The sequence below is a fragment of the Sphingomonas sp. dw_22 genome, assembly GCF_018449795.1.
In the GTDB taxonomy this organism is placed as follows: domain Bacteria; phylum Pseudomonadota; class Alphaproteobacteria; order Sphingomonadales; family Sphingomonadaceae; genus Sphingomonas.
In genome coordinates this window covers 1-15,112 of record NZ_JAAVVE010000035.1, presented here as the reverse complement: position 1 = coordinate 15,112, position 15,112 = coordinate 1, and the positions used below count along the sequence as shown (strand labels likewise).

Here is a 15,112-nt window from a genome sequence, read left to right as displayed (position 1 = left end):
ATGGCTTCCTCCGCCAAGAACGCGCGTCCGATCATCGTCAAACGGGTCAAGAAGATCACGCGCGGCCATCATGGCGGCGCGTGGAAGGTCGCCTATGCCGATTTCGTGACCGCGATGATGGCGTTCTTCATGCTGCTCTGGCTGATCTCCAATCCGGACAAGCAGCGGCTGAAGGGGCTGGCGCAATATTTCTCGCCCTCCGTGGCGGACAGCGCGCCGGCGACGCCGATCTCCAACACCTCCCCCGGCGCGGGCGGATCGACCCGCCGCTCGGAGACCGATCCCGCCACCCCCAGCGCGCCGCCGGCGATGCCGGTGGCGACCGCCGGCGCGATGCGCGGCGGCTCCGCGGACGTGCCCGCGACGATGCGCGTCGCCGCCGCCGAGCTGAAGGTCGCGCTGGACGCGATGCCGCAGAACAAGAAGAACGTCGACATCCAGGTCGAGCGCAGCGGCGTCCGCATCACGCTGATGGACAGCGATCAGCAATCGATGTTCCGCACCGGCACCGCCGAGCTCAACCCCTATGCCCGCGCGATGCTCGCCCGCGTCGCCGGCCGGATCGCCAACACCGGCGCGCAGATCGCGATCGAGGGCCATACCGACGGCGCCGGCGGCAGCCAGAGCGACGCCAACTGGCTGCTCTCCGGCCAGCGCGCGCTGGCGGCCCGATCGGCGCTGGTCGCCTCTGGCGTCACGCCCGATCGCTTTGCCGAAGTGGTCGCGATGGGCGCGACCAAGCCGGTCTATCCCGACCAGCCCGATCGCCCGGAGAACCGCCGCATCTCGATCATCCTGAAGGGCGAGGCTTCGGCCCTGCCCAGCGATTCCAGTTTCAAATTCTAGCGGGAGCAGGCCGATGAAGAAGATCCTGTTCCTGCTGATCGTCCTCCTCGCCGGGCTCGGCCTGGGCGGCGGCGCGGCCTTCGCGACGATGCTCGTGCTCGGCCCCGGCCATGGCGAGACGGCCTCGGACGAGGACACCAGGTCCGCCTTCGTGCCGACCGACAAGATCCTGGCGCCGCTCGTCTTCGCCGATGGGCACCTGGCCGGCTATGTCCAGTTCGACGTCCAGCTCGAAGTGCCCGAGGACAAGGCCGAGTTCGTCAAGGACCGGCTGCCGCTGCTGCTCCACGCAATCAACATGCGCACCTATCGCACGCCGATGGCCGCCGGCCCCGACGGGATCCTGCCCGATCTGGAGATCTTCCGGAAAGTCGTGCTGCAATCGTCGCAGGAGGCGTTCGGCGCGCCGATCGTGCGCAAGGTGGCCATCACGGCCGCGTCACCGGCATGACATGCCTCCGTAACAATACGGGAGCGGGAACGCCCGCTCGCCGCGCCGCTATAATGAAATATTGGGGCGGCGTTCCCGCTGGCTCCCCGGGAGATCAGTGATGGAAGCCGCCAAGACCGACTTTGCCGCCCAGGGCGTCGAGTGGGCCGAACGCGCACCCCGCACGGTTACCACCCTCCTTGTCGGCAAGCTCCTGTGCGACGGCACGGACGAACAGCCCTGCCGCCTCCGCAATCTTTCGGCCTCCGGCATGCTCATCGAGACGCAGCGCCCGCTCGGCTATGGCAATTGGGTGGCGGTGGAGCTGCGCTGCGGCCAGCGCCTCCAGGGCACGGTCGCCTGGAGCAGCACCGGCCGCGCCGGCGTCCAGTTCGCCGAGCTGATCGATGTCGACCAGGTGCTCGCCGTCGCCAGGGGCGCCACCGCCGCGCGCGTCGTCGCGCCCCGCGCGCCGCGCTTCGCGGTGAAGCTCGTCGCCCGCCTGGTGAACGACGGCCACCCGATCGAAGTGACGGTGGAGAACATCTCGCAGAGCGGCGCCCGCGTCTCGCTCGGCGAGCAGCGCGAGCTGGAACCCTCGGTCACGCTGACGATCCCCGGCCTCCAGCCCCGCCGCTGCACCGTGCGCTGGAGCAAGGACCAGACCGCCGGCCTCGCCTTCATGGACATGGTCCCCTATCACGAGCTCACCGCCCTGCTCGGGCTCGGCGTCGGCCAGCAGGTCTAGCCGGCGATACGGAACGAACGCCGAAGTTGGCGAAGTTCACGCCGGGCGATCGCGGTATTTGCGGAACAAGGCCTCGCCGCCCTTAGGGTTTCGCGCGATTCGCCGGGGCATCGGCGGACGTTTGCCATGCCGAAGTTGACGCCGGCCTGGACGCAATCGCGGGCAAGCTCCTGCACGGGCGGCACATTATGGATGCACGCTTATGCGTATGGACCGATGAGAAAGAGCGTGCCCGGCCGGAACCGGACTTGCCGAGCATGGCCGCGCATCTCCTACAAAGGAAGCCCCGGCTTCACCCGGTGGCGAAGCTCTTCACCAGCGAGCCCGCCACCAGCGCCCAGCCGTCGACCAGCACGAAGAAGATGATCTTCATCGGCAACGCGATCGTGGGCGGCGGCAGCATCATCATGCCCATCGCCATCAGCACCGCCGACACCGCCAGGTCGATGACCAGGAACGGCAGCAGCAGCAGGAAGCCGATCTCGAACGCGCGGCGCAGCTCGGAGATCATGAAGGCCGGCGCCAGCGTGCCCAGCGGCGTCTCGGCGCGGCTCGGGATCTGCTTGCCAGCCAAATCGGCGAACAGCTTCAGGTCGCTGTCGCGCACCTGGCCCAGCATGAACTGGCGGAAGGGCTCGGACGTGCGCTCGAACGCCTGAACCTCGGTGATCTTGCCGGCGGTATAGGGGTCCACCCCGTCCTTCCATGCCTTCTCGAAGGTCGGCGCCATGACGAAGAAGGACAGGAACAGCGCCAGGCTGATGATGACCGGGTTGGGCGGCACGCCGGGCGAGCCGATGCCGGTGCGCAGCAGCGACAGCGCCACCACCATCCGCGTGAAGCTGGTGACGGTCATCAGCAGCCCCGGCGCGAGGCTGAGCACCGTCAGCATCAGCACGAGCTGGATGGCCCGGGCGGACATCGCCCCGTCGCCGCCGAGCGTGATGGTCGTCCCGTGCGCCGCCTGCGCATGCGCCGCGATCGGCGCCAGGATCAGGGCGGCCGAGGCCGCCAGCAATTTACGCATCGAGCGCCTCGCGCACGGCCGCGCGGTTCCAGCGGGCAGTGTCGCGCGGACGGCGGGTGCGCTTGGAGGGCTGGGCCGTGACGGGCTTGCGCGCGCGCAGCCGCTGCATCTCGATGAGCTTGCCGACATTGGACTTGTCGACCAGCCGGGTGACGCCCTCCCGGGCGATGCCCGCCTTGTCGACCAGCTTGCCGAAACTGGAGCTGACCGTCGATTTGAGCACGGCGAGATCGGCCTCGATCGTCGGCAGCGCCGCCACCGGCTGCGCCATGGCCGGTTCGGGCGGGAGCGGCGCGACGATGCCGGTCTCGATCGTCGCATGGCCCTCGGGGCCGATCAGGATCAGATGCTCGCAGCCGTCGCGGCGGATCAGCGCGACCGAGCGCTTGCCGTCCACCGCCAGCCGCTCGACCAGCTCGACGCGCTTGCGCCCGGTGCTCGAAATGCGGCCGGGCAGCTTCACGTCATAGCGGCGCACGATCCACAGCGCGCTGCCGAGCATGCCCAGAACAAGACCCAGCGCACCGATGGTGCGCAGCATCGACAGGATATCCATCAGTGGCGCTGCTTCTTTATGAGTTCGGAGATTTCGAGCGACATGCGCTCGTCGTCGACAAGGATGCGGCCCTTCGCGACCAGTTCGCCATTCACATAGACGAGGCTGGGATCGTCCTGCCCGCAATCGAGCGGGATCATCGCGCCGCGGCTCATCTGCAGGATCTGCCGGATCGGCACTTCGGCCGATCCCAGCACGATCGACAGGTCGATCATAATACCTTCGAGTACGGACATGCGTCTCCCTTTCAGGATGACTTATAGGAACCTTTTTTCCGCCCCAGCCGCTCGATGCGGCAAAATTTGCCTACAATGAGGAGGTCGGCCGCTGTGGCCCTGCTCGAAAGGCAATAGGCATGGATTTGAAGGAATCGCTCGGCGTCTCCGCCTCGGGGCTTCGCGCCCAGTCGCTGCGCATGCGGGTGATCGCCGAAAACCTGGCCAACCAGGATTCGGTGGCGAACACGCCCGGCGGCACGCCCTATCGGCGCCGCGTCGCCAGCTTCACGGCTGCCGTCGATCGCGCCACCGGCGCCACGGGGGTCAAGCTCAATTCGATCCAGACCGACAAATCGGACTTCACGCGCGTCTACCAGCCCGGCCATCCGGCGGCGGACCGCGACGGCTATGTGCTCAAGCCCAATGTCAACGGCCTCATCGAGAGCGCCGACATGAAGGCCGCGCAGCGCAGCTACGAAGCCAATCTCAACGCCATCGAGGCCGCCAAGAGCCTGACGATGCGCACCATCGACCTGCTGAAATAAGGGGATACCGCAATGTCTATCGGAGCACTTGATGCGACCTCGGCCTATGGCAAGGTCGCAGGGCTTGGCAGCGCCCTGTCCAAGCCGACCGCCAAGACCGAGGGTTCGGGCTTCGGCGCGATGGTCGAGGATCTCGTTACCGGCACCGCCGATCAGATGCGCACCGCCGAGCACGCCTCGGCGCAGCAGGTCGCCGGCAAGGGCGACCTGATCGACGTGGTCACCGCGATCGGCGCCGCCGAGACCGCGCTCGACACGATGGTCGCCGTGCGCGACCGCGTCGTCAGCGCCTATACCGATATCATGCGCATGCAGATCTGATCGGCACGCGCGGCCATGTCTCCGTCCCAGGTCATCGATCTCGCCCAGGCGGCGCTGCTGCTGATACTTACCGTGGTGGGGCCGCTGCTGCTGACGTCGCTGATCGTCGGCACGGTCATCGGCCTGCTCCAGGCGCTGACGCAGATCCAGGAATCCACCCTCACCTTCGTGCCCAAGCTGGTCGCGATGGGGCTGGTGTTCCTGGTGATGCTGCCCACCATGGGCCAGGCGCTGAGCGGATTCATGGGCAAGATCAGCGACATGATCATACACGGATGACCCTCCCCCCTGACCTGACGCTTCAGGTCTCCGCCTTCTTCATCATCTTCGCCCGGGTCGGCAGCGTGCTGATGCTGCTGCCGGTGTTCGGCGAGGACGCCATTCCCGGCCGCATCCGGCTGATGATCGCCTTCGCCATGTCGGCGGCGCTCTATGGCCTGATCGGCGCGCCCGCCCGCGCGGCGGTCGAGGCCGGGGCGGTGCTGCCCGCGGTGCTGATCGCCGAGCTGATGACCGGGCTCGCCATGGGCATGATCGTCAAGATCCTGTTCTTCTCGATCTCGATGGCGGGATCGATCGTCAGCACGCAGGTCGGCCTGTCCTCGGCCGTGATCTTCGATCCCGCGCAGAGCGGCACCGCGCCCATGCTCTCCAAGTTCGTCGGGCTCGCCGCGGCCTTGATGTGCATGGGGATGCAGGTCCATCACCTGTGGATCGGCGCGATCGTCCATAGCTACCAGACCTTCCCGATCGGCGGCCTGCCGCCGATGCACGATTTCGCGCAGCTCGCGGTGGAGGCCACCAGCCGATCGATGATGCTCGGCATCAGCCTCGCCGCCCCGCTGCTGGTCTACGGCATCGTCTTCAACGTCGCGCTGGGCCTCGCCGCGCGCGTCGCCCCGGCGATCCAGGTCTTCTTCATCGCCCAGCCGCTCAACCTGCTGCTCGGCCTCGCGCTCACCGCCACCACGATCGGCACCATGCTCACCGTCTTCACCCAGGCGATGGGCGACGCGATGCAAGGGGGCTGGTGATGGCCGAAGGCGGCGATCAGGAAGACAAGACACAGGAACCGACAGACAAGAAACTGTCGGACGCCCGCGCCAAGGGCGACGTTCCGATGGCGCCCGAGATGCGCCATGCCGCGATGTTCGTCGCGATGCTCGTGGTGATGGGGGGCCTGGGCGCCTATACCGTCCAGCGGATGGGCAGCCTGTTCGTCCGGCTATGGGGCAGCGCCGACGATTTCCGCATGACGCCCGACGGCGCGCAGAATTTCACCACCGGGCTGCTCGCCGCGGTCGGCAGCGCGCTGCTCCCGATCCTGGCCGCCCTGTTCGGCTTCGCGATCCTGGGCGGCGTGCTCCAGGGCCGGCCGATGCTCTCATGGAGCCGCGTCGCGCCGAAATGGTCGAAGCTCAATCCGGTCAGCGGCGCCGGCAGGATGTTCGGCAAGCGCTCGCTGATGGAGTTCCTGAAGACGTTCGCCAAGCTCTGCCTCGTCGCGGGCATCGCCGCCGCCATCGCCTGGCCGCATGCCGCGACGATCGATCGCCTGGTCGGCGCGGATCTCGTCTCGATGGGCGCGGCCGCCAGCGACATCGTCCGCGCGATGCTCCAGCCGATCGCGATGCTGGTGGGCGCGCTCGCGCTGTTCGATTTCGTCTGGCAGCGCCGCGCCTTCATGAAGCGGATGCGGATGAGCCTTCAGGAAGTGAAGGACGAATACCGGCAGAGCGAAGGCGACCCCAAGATCAAGGGCAAGATCCGTCAGCTCCAGATGCAGCGTGCCAGAAGCCGGATGATGCAGAACGTGCCCAAGGCCAGCGTCGTCATCACCAACCCGACGCACTATGCCATCGCGCTCCAGTACGATCATGGCGCCATGGCGGCGCCGGTGGTGGTGGCGAAGGGGGTCGACGCCGTCGCGCTGCGCATCCGCGAGATCGCGGCCGAGCACAACATCCCCCTGGTCGAGAACCGTCCCCTCGCCCGCGCGCTCTATGCCAGCGCCGAAATCGACCATCCGATCCCGGTCGAGCATTATGCGGCGGTGGCGGAAGTCATCAGCTACGTGCTCAGGATCGCCAGGGGGCGGCGCTAAGCGGGTCCACGCTGCAGAGCCGAACCCGTCGTCACCCCGAACGTCGGCCCTTCTAAACGAGCGTCAACCGCCCCCGCACCGGAAGCGCGCAGGCGGCGGCGCGGCGCTCATATTCCTCGGCCAGCCGCAGATGCACTCCCGCGATCATCCCATCGCGGGCGATGTCGGCGATCACGCGCTCGCGCCGGGCACGAAACAGGAAATAGTCGCGATCTTCGCTGTGGGACATGGCGCGCTCCTCCGCGTCCGGGGCCATGGACCGCATCCTGGCTCCGGGGCGGGCGCGCGCCTTGATCTCGGTCAGAAACCGGCGATCAGGCCAGCATCTCGTGCTTCGCCAGCTCGACGCGCACGCGCAGGTCGATCTCCGAGAGCAGACCCGCGAGCACCGGATCGTCCGGCGTCTCCAGGCTCTGCGACCATTCGACGATTTCCTGCAGCCGGGCCGGGCTGGCGACGCCGGCCACCAGCTCCTTGTGCAGCCGGTCGAGCGCGTCGAGGCCGCGATCGGCATCCTGCGCCAGCCTGCGCCGCCGCTCGATGCCGGGATCGGCCGCGGCGAGCGTGACCAGCATCTCGACCGAAGGCATGGGAATCGCGGCAGGTCCGCTCACATGCGGCAGGGGCTCGGCGTTCGGCTCCTGGCCGATCCGCGGGAAACCTGACGCGACGACCTTCGGCAGCGCCGCCAACAGGCTGCGTGCCAGCATCGGGGTCAGGCTGTCGATACGCACGAAATGCAATCCCCTTGGACCGATATGGTTCTGACTATCCTATAAGAGATATAGCGGAAATTTTCCACTTGTCCCGAGGGTTTATGCAGCGTCTGGCCGTTTCGGTCCTGGTCTTCCTCCTCACCCTCGCGGCAGCGCCGCAGGGGCGCGCGCAGACCCGGATCAAGGACATCGTCGATGTCGAGAATGTCCGCGAGAACCAGCTCGTCGGCTATGGTCTCGTCGTCGGCCTTGCCGGCACCGGTGATCGCATCCGCAACACGCCCTTCACCGAGGAATCGATGCAGTCGATGCTCGAGCGGATGGGCATCAACATCCGCGGCACCGAGATGCGCACCCAGAATGTCGCCGCCGTCTCGATCACCGCGACGATGCCGCCCTTCGCCCGTTCGGGCTCGCGGGTCGACGTCCAGGTCGCCGCGCTGGGCGACGCCACCAGCCTCCAGGGCGGCACGCTGATCGCTTCGTCGCTGCGCGCGCTCGACGGCGAGATCTATGCCGTCGCGCAGGGCAATGTCGCGGTCTCGGGCTTCCGGGGCCAGGGCGCCGCCGCCAGCGTGAGCCGCGGCGTCACCACCTCCGCCCGGATCGCCGGCGGCGCGATCATCGAGCGCGAGGTGCCCTATGCGCTGCGCTCGGCGACCAGCCTCAAGCTCGCGCTCAAGAACCCCGATTTCGCCACCGCCGACCGGATCGCGGTCGCGATCAACAGGAACTTCCCCGGCACCGCCCAGGTGCTCGATCCCGCCACGGTCGAGGTCGCCCCGGCGGGCGCCTTCAAGGGCGGCGTGATCGATCTCGTCACCCAGGTCGGCGAGCTGGAGATCAAGGTCGATCAGCCGGCCCGCGTCGTCATCAACGAAGCCTCGGGCACGGTGGTGATGAACAGCGAGGTGCGGATCACGCCCGTCGCCATCGCCCAGGGCGGCCTGACGATCAGCGTCACCGAGACGCCGCAGGTCTCCCAGCCCGGCCCGCTCTCCAACGGCCAGACGACCGTGGTGCCGCGCACCCAGGTCCAGGTCGACGACGGCAACGGCGCGCATCTGGCGATGGTCAACGGCGCGTCGCTCCAGTCGCTCGTCAGCGGGCTCAACACGCTGGGCGTCTCCCCGCGCGACCTGATTACCATCCTGCAGGCCGTGAAGAGCGCCGGCGCGCTCCAGGCCGAAATCGAGGTGCAATGATGCAGGACATCCCTCCCCTCTCGCCCGCCACCGCGGCGACGCCCGCCCGGCCGCTGCCCAAGGTCGATCCGAAGAACGCGGAGACCGCGCAGAGCTTCGAGGCCGTTTTCCTGGGCCAGATGACGCAGATGATGATGGAAAGCGTCGAGCAGGAAGGCGAGTTCAACGGCGGCGCCGGCGAGGAGATGTTCCGCGGCATCCTCTCGGAAAAGCTTGGCACCGAAATGGCCAAGCGCGGCGGCATCGGCCTGGCGCCGGCCGTACTCGATCAGATCATCAAACTTCAGCAGGGACAATAATGACCGAGCACCTCATCGACGCCATGGTATCGCTCGCCACGCTGATGGAAGAGGAGAGCGAGAAGCTCACGCGCTCGCCCTATCTGCCCGAGCTGGGCGAGATCGCCGGCGCCAAGCTGCGTCTCGCCGGCCGGCTCGAGGCCGAGGTCGCGCGGATGAAGCGCGAACATCCCGACGACTGGCTCGATGGCGTGGACGAGGACGCGCGCGAGCAGCTCGCCGAGGCCAGCCGGCATCTCCGCGACGCATCGGAGGTCAACGCCCAGATCCTGTCGCGCCAGATCGAGCTTTCGGCCGATATGATGGCCGCGATCGCTGCCGAGGCCCAGCGCCTCACCGGCAGCCGCAGCATCTCCTATGGCGCCTGCGGCGGCATGGCGGGCATGGATACGTCGGCGCCGATCTCGATCAACGCACGGCTGTAGGGACGCTTCTTCGTCACCCCCGGCACTTCGGCCGGGGTGACGGCAGGGATTTATAGACCGCTCACCCGCCGCTCCACGCGGAAGCCCAGCACCACGACCTCGGGATCGTCCCGCCAGCGCTCGCCCGGGGTGCTGTGGCGGATGTCCCAGTATCGCGCGAAGGCCAGCCGGGCGCGCGCGTGGAATCCAGGGATCGGCCGGGGCCAGCGCCACAGCAGCCCGCCGAGGAGCGGCCTCGCCCCCTCCGCCCGGACGTCCGCGCGCGTGATCCGTTGCAGCCGCTCCGTCCGCGTCCATTCGACGACGAGCGTGGCGCGCGAGGCCCATTCCGGCATGCGCATCGCGGTGATCCATTTGTGATCGGGATCCGTGGGCGGCCGCCCGCGTTCGCCGCTGCCGTCACGATGCTGCCGCCAACCGTCGGGAAAGATGACCATCCCGGCCTTTGCGAGCGAGGTCGAATAGATCTGCCCCGCCTCATACCGCCCGGCGATGCAGGCTTCGCGCAGCCCGATGCGATCGCCCGGCGCCGCCCCGGCCAGGGGGCTGGTGCGCAGCACCCGCATCTGCGTCTTCCGCCCCGAGAGCAGCGCGGCGGCCATGCCCGGATCGGCGATGGCCGAACCGCCGATCGGATGCGCGATGTCCCCTGCCCCGTCCATTGCGGGGCTGATAGACGGCGGAACGGCCGGTAGGCGAGCGCGATCTTGCCGAACGGATCGACCTTTCTTCTTCCCCGGCGAAGGCCGGGGCCCAGTTTCGATGTGGTCGAAGCGGCGCCTGGGCGCCTTTTCAAATGCGCTGCAACTGGGCCCCGGCCTTCGCCGGGGAAGAAGAATTAAGGAGAAGAAAGGCCTTGCGGGCTCAGTTCCCGCCCTTGCCCAGCGCGGTCTTCATCATCGAGATCTGCTTGCGATAGAGATTGGTCATCGCCGAGAAATCGGCCTGGACCTGGCCCATCTTGAGCAACTGGTCTTCGAGCGTCACGTTGTTGCCGTCGGGCTTGGTCTCGGTGACGTCCTTGTCGAGCACCACGCCGGCGCCCGCAGGCTGGATCGCGCCCAGGCCCTTCATCCGCTCGGTGAGCCGCACCTGCGGCTTCACCACCGCGATCCCGCCGCTGCTCACCAGCCCGGCGAAGCTCGGCTCGGACACGTCGCGCGCCTTGTAGCCCGGCGTCTCGCTGTTCGCGATGTTCTGCGCGAGCACGTTCTGGCGATCGGAGAGGTTGCGCATCCGGGTCTCGATCCCGGCCATGAGAGGAGGAACGTCACGCATGATTCATAGTCCGATGATGCCGGTGGGAGCGCTCATGAGCCGGCTCAGCGCCGCCTGGTAATTGGCGAGCTGCGCCTTCTCGATCGCAGTGGATTGCTTGCCGGTCGCGGTGTTCTTCACGCCGTCGACCATCGATGCCTTGGTGTCGTCCCAATAGAGCGAGCGATAGGCCGTCTGCGTCATCGAGATCGCATCGTTGATCTTGGCGAGCACGACCTTGGCATCGTCCAGCGTGGAGATGTTGAACGCCTCGTTCAGGTCCAGGCCGAAGGTGCCGCCGGGGCGCACCTTGGGTGCCGAAGCCGGAACCGGCGCATCGGCGGCGATGCGCTGCGGCTCCATGCCGAGCTTGAAGAGCGCGTCGCTGCCGGCCGGTCCGGACAGCAATTGCAGGTCATGGTCCGGCTTCATCACGATCGACAGCGTCTGCTGGCCGTTGACCGTGGGCGCGGTCACCGTCGCCTTCGACGCGCCGAGCATGCCCTGCAGGCGCTTGGCGATCGTCTGCATCGTATCGTCGGCTTCGATCGTGATCTTGCGGACCGCGCCGTCATCGGCCTTGAACGAGAAGCTGTCGCCCTCGCGCAGCGCGGTCTGGGTGGTCACCTTGTCCGAAGGCTGGGGATTGATCGTGCCGCGGCCGAAGCCGAGCGCCGAAACCGCGCTCGCACCGCCCACATCGGCGGCGATCCGCACCGGCTCGGTGCGCAGCAGCGGCTGGCCGAACTGGCTGGTGCTCTGGATCGCGCCCGTCGCCGCATCGATGCGCGAGACGAAGCCGTCGGTCGGCCCCTTGCGCGCCGCGCCCATATCGCCGGTGGTGCGGCCGCCGGCATAAAGGTCGTTGCCCATGAAGGCGATGCTGTCGACCTGATCGTCCTCGGACGAGCCGAGATAGGTGACGCTGGCGCCGGTCATGCCGGAATCGATCCGCGCGACGAAGCCGTCGCGGCCGCCGCTGATGCCGTTGACCTGGGTGCCGTTCAGCGCCGCGCTGGCGGCGCCGCCCACCGCGATCGTGCCGTCCGCCGCGACCGCGATGGCGCGCGCGTCGGCGGTGCCCAGATCGATGCTGCCCAGCTCGGTCGCCAGCGACGAGCCCTGGAGCTTGCGCACCTGCGCCACGCCGTCCTGCGAGACCAGCGCCAGCACATTGCCGTCGCCGTCCACCGCCAGCCCGTTGATCGTATCGCTGCCCGCGCTGGCGATCGTGCGCCGCTCGGCGAGCTTGCCGGTCGGATCGATCCGCGCGACGAAGGCGTCGCCGACGTCGCCCTCCGTGCCGCCGCGTACCTTGCCGCCGACGAACACCGATCCGTCCGCGCCGATCGCCACCGCCTTGGCGGTATCGGCGCCGACCGAGTGGACGACGGTCGAGAATTTCTCGTCGCCATTGGCGGCATATTTGGCGACGACCATGTCGCCGTCCGAAGTCGTCCCGTCGAACGCGCCGTTGACCGTGCCGGCCACGACGACGCTGCCGTCGGCGCCGATGCTCACCGCCGCGCCGGTCGAGGATCCCGCGGCGCCCAGGCTGCGCTGCCACACGACATTGCCGTCGCCGTCGAGCTTGGTGAGGAACAGATTGTCGTCGCCGTCCGAGCGATTGGCGCCCAGATCGCCCTTGGTGGTGCCGACGACATAGCTATTGCCCTGCGCGTCGGTCGCCACGGCGGCGGCGTCGGTGTTCGCATAGACGTTGCTGGTGGTCGTCTTCTCGGTCGTCTTGGTGCCGTCGAAATTGGTCTTGACGCTGGTGGTCGTCGTGGTCCGGCCGGCCATCACCGCCTGGTCGGTCGCCTGGCGATCGAGCGCGGCGATCGTGCCCATCGCCGTGCGCGTATTGTCGCCGGCGGGATCGTCGAAGCGGAAGACCTGGGTCGAGGTCGGCGCGTCGAGCGGCGTCTGGCCGGTGGCGACCACCAGCGCGTCCTTCGCGCCGATCTGGTCCATCGTGACCTGCTCGAGCCCGTCCGGGGATTCGAGCTTGATCGCCCATTTGTCGTCCTGCTTCTCCGCGACGAAGCGCAGCGACCATTTCGAGACGACCTCGCCCTTGCTGTTGAGCCGCGGATTGCCGTCGGCGTCGAGCGCGGGCGTGGTCGTGATCGCGGCGTTCAGCGCGTTGACGACCGAATCGATCGTCGGCGGCTGCGGCCCTTGCGACAGGTCGACCGTCAGGTTCTCGGTCGATCCCGGCCGGGTGAGCGAGAGCGAGAATTTCTCCTGGCCGGTCAGGTCCGGCAGCGGGTCCGCGCGGTTCGTGACCAGGCCGTCGCCCTGCACCTCGTAGAGATTGGCCGAGGTGATCGGCGCGCTCTTCACGGTGGTGGAGGGCTTGCCGAAGGCTATGCTGAGCTGATCGGTGGGCGCGCCGGCCAGATAGGTCTGGAGATCGGCCAGCCCCTTCGCGAAGGTCTTCTGGAGCGCGGTGCGCTGCGCCGCCGAAGCCGTGGTCGCAGTCGCCGCCTCGGCCAGCGCGCGGAGCCGGTCGAGCGCCTTGTAGGCGGTGAACGAGGTCTGGACGTCGTTGGTCAGCGTGTCCGAGGTCAGGCCGGCCTTGTCGATGATCGTCTTCATCGCGGTGATCGACGAGACCTGGGTCGAGAGCGGGATATCGGTCGCGTCCGGATCCTTCCAGGGCGGCGTCGTCGGATCGAGCGTGAACGCCGCCTTGGCGGTGCGCACGGCCTTGCTCTCATAGGTGATCGGCGCGAACGCGGAGAACGAGTCCGTTCCCGTCAGCATGCTCAACCCTATCAGACTACCAGATAAATTAACCACCGGACGATCCCCCGCGCTCCTTCATGATCCTATAATAGAAAGGATTGCGCTCTCGCACGTACGCGCAGGTGCATTTTTCCGCAGGGGAACTCATGAGCTTGATGGCGCCGATTGCCGAACCGCCCGAACTGAAGCGCTTCACCGGCGCCCAGCGCGCCGCGGCCCTGATGCTGGCCCTGGGCAAGGATCATGGCGCCCCGATCTGGGAACAGCTTTCCACCGACGAGATCAAGGAGCTTTCCTCGACGATCGCCGGGCTGGGCCGCATCCCCTCCGCGGTGGTCGAGCATCTGCTGGTCCAGTTCACCAGCGAAGTCGCCAGCATGGCCAGCCTGCACGGCAGCTACGAGACCACCGAACGCCTGCTGTTCGGCATCCTGCCGGACGACAAGGTCAAGGAGATCATGGAAGACATCCGCGGCCCCTCCGGCCGCACGATGTGGGACAAGCTCTCCAATGTCAGCGAGACCGTGCTCGCCGGCGCGCTCAAGCACGAATATCCGCAGACCGTGGCGGTGATCCTGTCCAAGGTGCGCCCCGATCACGCGGCCCGCGTCATCGCGGAGCTGCCGCGCGACTTCTCGGTCGATGTCGTCATGCGCATGCTGCGGATGGAGACGGTGCAGAAGGACGTCATCAACCAGGTCGAGCAGACGCTCAAGAACGAGTTCATGACCAACCTGTCGCGCTCGCAGAAGCGCGATCCGCACGAGGCGATGGCCGAGCTGTTCAACTCGCTCGATCGCTCGACCGAGGAAGCGATGCTCACCGCGCTGGACACGCGCGCGCCCGAAAGCGCCGATCGCATCCGCCAGCTGATGTTCACCTTCGAGGATCTGGCGAACCTGCTGCCGCCGGCGATCGCGACGATCGTCCGCAATGCCGACAAGCGCGAGATGGCGCTGGCGCTGAAGGGCGCGCCGGATCAGCTCAAGCAACTGTTCTTCAACGCGATGACCGAGCGCGCGGCCAAGCTGATGCGCGAGGACATGGCCGCGATGGGCCCGGTTCGCGCCCGCGATTGCGAGGAAGCCCAGTCGGTGCTCGTCCGGCTCGCCAAGGAACTCGCCGATCGCGGCGAAATCCTGCTCGTCGATCCGAAGAGCGACGACGCGATGATTATCTAAAGGACATGGCCAGATGAGCGTGCATTCTTCCGTCCAGCGCTTCGCCTTCGATCGGATCTTCGCGCTGCATGCGTCCGATCCCACCGTGAACACCGGCGATCTCGAACTGGAAATCGCCAATCTCCGGGCCGAGATCGCGCTGCTCAAGTCCGAGCAGGCCGCCGCGCTCTCGCTCGCCCGCGCCAACGGCTTCGAGGCCGGGCTGGCCCAGGCGCGCGCCGAGCGCGAGGTCGCGCTGCTGAGCGCGGTCGATGCGCTCCATGCCGGGATCGAAGTGATCGACGCGCATTTCACCCAATGCCCCCGTGCGTCGCCCGCGCCCCCGCCCCCGCCCGCCCCCGGCCCCCGCGCCCCCCCCCCCCGCCCCCCGGGGGGGGGGCAGCGGGGGGGGGGGGGGGGGGGGGGGGGGTTAGGCCGCGCGGGGGGGCTCCCGGCGGAGGGGCGCGCGGGGGCGGAACGGAAAGCAGGGGAAGGCCGGGCTTG

General features: G+C 67.9%; 20 protein-coding genes and 1 pseudogene. 13 read left to right on the top strand and 8 right to left on the bottom strand.

The window, feature by feature from the left end:
- From HB724_RS14730 to HB724_RS14720, 3 genes are all read left to right on the top strand, one after another.
- Positions 1-846 carry a flagellar motor protein MotB gene (locus HB724_RS14730; RefSeq protein WP_213981699.1) on the top strand — a complete coding sequence of 282 codons (846 nt, stop codon included), beginning with the start codon at positions 1-3 and terminating at the stop codon, positions 844-846.
- A gap of 13 nt (positions 847-859) precedes the next feature.
- Positions 860-1,297: a hypothetical protein gene (locus HB724_RS14725; RefSeq protein ID WP_213981698.1), complete on the top strand. Its 438-nt coding sequence runs from the start codon at positions 860-862 to the stop codon at positions 1,295-1,297.
- A gap of 100 nt (positions 1,298-1,397) precedes the next feature.
- The gene (locus HB724_RS14720; protein ID WP_213981697.1) at positions 1,398-2,024 is read left to right on the top strand and encodes a PilZ domain-containing protein; all 627 of its coding nucleotides are present in this window, start codon (positions 1,398-1,400) and stop codon (positions 2,022-2,024) included.
- Positions 2,025-2,316: 292 nt separating this feature from the next.
- On the opposite strand, the gene fliP is transcribed toward HB724_RS14720, so the two are convergent.
- The 3 genes from fliP to HB724_RS14705 are packed head-to-tail and all read right to left on the bottom strand — an operon-like array spanning position 2,317 to position 3,843.
- Positions 2,317-3,051, bottom strand: a complete 735-nt coding sequence (gene fliP / locus HB724_RS14715) for a flagellar type III secretion system pore protein FliP (protein ID WP_213981696.1) — start codon at positions 3,049-3,051, stop codon at positions 2,317-2,319.
- Positions 3,044-3,607 carry a flagellar biosynthetic protein FliO gene (locus HB724_RS14710; RefSeq protein ID WP_213981695.1) on the bottom strand — a complete coding sequence of 188 codons (564 nt, stop codon included), beginning with the start codon at positions 3,605-3,607 and terminating at the stop codon, positions 3,044-3,046. The genes fliP and HB724_RS14710 overlap by 8 nt, the downstream gene beginning before the upstream one ends.
- Positions 3,607-3,843 (bottom strand): FliM/FliN family flagellar motor switch protein, encoded by a 237-nt coding sequence (locus tag HB724_RS14705; protein ID WP_213981694.1) that lies wholly within the window; start codon positions 3,841-3,843, stop codon positions 3,607-3,609. The genes HB724_RS14710 and HB724_RS14705 overlap by 1 nt, the downstream gene beginning before the upstream one ends.
- A 119-nt stretch (positions 3,844-3,962) precedes the next feature.
- On the opposite strand from HB724_RS14705, the gene flgC reads away from it, so the two are divergent.
- Genes flgC through flhB form a run of 5 tightly spaced genes read left to right on the top strand, consistent with a single transcriptional unit; the run spans position 3,963 to position 6,795 of the window.
- Entirely contained in the window at positions 3,963-4,370 is a 408-nt protein-coding gene (flgC, locus tag HB724_RS14700) for a flagellar basal body rod protein FlgC (RefSeq protein ID WP_213981693.1), read from the top strand.
- A 12-nt stretch (positions 4,371-4,382) separates the two neighbouring features.
- Entirely contained in the window at positions 4,383-4,691 is a 309-nt protein-coding gene (locus HB724_RS14695) for a flagellar hook-basal body complex protein FliE (protein WP_213981692.1), read from the top strand.
- Between the two features lie 15 nt (positions 4,692-4,706).
- Positions 4,707-4,970, top strand: coding sequence for a flagellar biosynthetic protein FliQ (locus HB724_RS14690; RefSeq protein WP_213981691.1), 264 nt, complete (start codon positions 4,707-4,709; stop codon positions 4,968-4,970).
- A complete protein-coding gene (gene fliR / locus HB724_RS14685; RefSeq protein WP_213981690.1) occupies positions 4,967-5,725 on the top strand; it encodes a flagellar biosynthetic protein FliR in 759 nt (252 codons plus the stop codon). Before HB724_RS14690 ends, fliR begins: the two co-directional genes overlap by 4 nt.
- Positions 5,725-6,795, top strand: coding sequence for a flagellar biosynthesis protein FlhB (gene flhB, locus HB724_RS14680; RefSeq protein ID WP_213981689.1), 1,071 nt, complete (start codon positions 5,725-5,727; stop codon positions 6,793-6,795). Before fliR ends, flhB begins: the two co-directional genes overlap by 1 nt.
- Before the next feature lie 52 nt (positions 6,796-6,847).
- On the opposite strand, the gene HB724_RS14675 is transcribed toward flhB, so the two are convergent.
- Both HB724_RS14675 and HB724_RS14670 read right to left on the bottom strand, forming a co-directional pair.
- Entirely contained in the window at positions 6,848-7,024 is a 177-nt protein-coding gene (locus HB724_RS14675; protein WP_213981688.1) for a hypothetical protein, read from the bottom strand.
- An 85-nt stretch (positions 7,025-7,109) separates the two neighbouring features.
- Positions 7,110-7,529 carry a flagellar assembly protein FliX gene (locus HB724_RS14670; RefSeq protein WP_346344736.1) on the bottom strand — a complete coding sequence of 140 codons (420 nt, stop codon included), beginning with the start codon at positions 7,527-7,529 and terminating at the stop codon, positions 7,110-7,112.
- A gap of 83 nt (positions 7,530-7,612) precedes the next feature.
- On the opposite strand from HB724_RS14670, the gene HB724_RS14665 reads away from it, so the two are divergent.
- From HB724_RS14665 to HB724_RS14655, 3 genes are read left to right on the top strand one after another with little or no spacing between them, the layout of a single operon-like run.
- Positions 7,613-8,716: a flagellar basal body P-ring protein FlgI gene (locus HB724_RS14665; protein WP_213981687.1), complete on the top strand. Its 1,104-nt coding sequence runs from the start codon at positions 7,613-7,615 to the stop codon at positions 8,714-8,716.
- The gene (locus tag HB724_RS14660) at positions 8,716-9,015 is read left to right on the top strand and encodes a rod-binding protein (protein ID WP_213981686.1); all 300 of its coding nucleotides are present in this window, start codon (positions 8,716-8,718) and stop codon (positions 9,013-9,015) included. Before HB724_RS14665 ends, HB724_RS14660 begins: the two co-directional genes overlap by 1 nt.
- Entirely contained in the window at positions 9,015-9,440 is a 426-nt protein-coding gene (locus HB724_RS14655; protein WP_213981685.1) for a flagellar protein FlgN, read from the top strand. Before HB724_RS14660 ends, HB724_RS14655 begins: the two co-directional genes overlap by 1 nt.
- Before the next feature lie 50 nt (positions 9,441-9,490).
- Here HB724_RS14655 and HB724_RS14650 read toward each other — a convergent pair whose 3' ends face one another.
- The 3 genes from HB724_RS14650 to HB724_RS14640 form a co-directional block, all read right to left on the bottom strand.
- Positions 9,491-10,102, bottom strand: coding sequence for a hypothetical protein (locus tag HB724_RS14650; protein WP_213981684.1), 612 nt, complete (start codon positions 10,100-10,102; stop codon positions 9,491-9,493).
- A gap of 202 nt (positions 10,103-10,304) precedes the next feature.
- Positions 10,305-10,718 (bottom strand): flagellar basal body protein, encoded by a 414-nt coding sequence (locus HB724_RS14645; RefSeq protein ID WP_213981683.1) that lies wholly within the window; start codon positions 10,716-10,718, stop codon positions 10,305-10,307.
- A 3-nt stretch (positions 10,719-10,721) separates the two neighbouring features.
- Positions 10,722-13,466 carry a hypothetical protein gene (locus tag HB724_RS14640; RefSeq protein ID WP_213981682.1) on the bottom strand — a complete coding sequence of 915 codons (2,745 nt, stop codon included), beginning with the start codon at positions 13,464-13,466 and terminating at the stop codon, positions 10,722-10,724.
- Positions 13,467-13,594: 128 nt separating this feature from the next.
- On the opposite strand from HB724_RS14640, the gene HB724_RS14635 reads away from it, so the two are divergent.
- Positions 13,595-14,629 carry a flagellar motor switch protein FliG gene (locus HB724_RS14635; protein ID WP_213981681.1) on the top strand — a complete coding sequence of 345 codons (1,035 nt, stop codon included), beginning with the start codon at positions 13,595-13,597 and terminating at the stop codon, positions 14,627-14,629.
- Positions 14,630-14,642: 13 nt separating this feature from the next.
- A pseudogene (locus HB724_RS14630) lies at positions 14,643-15,112 on the top strand (hypothetical protein); the annotation flags it as partial.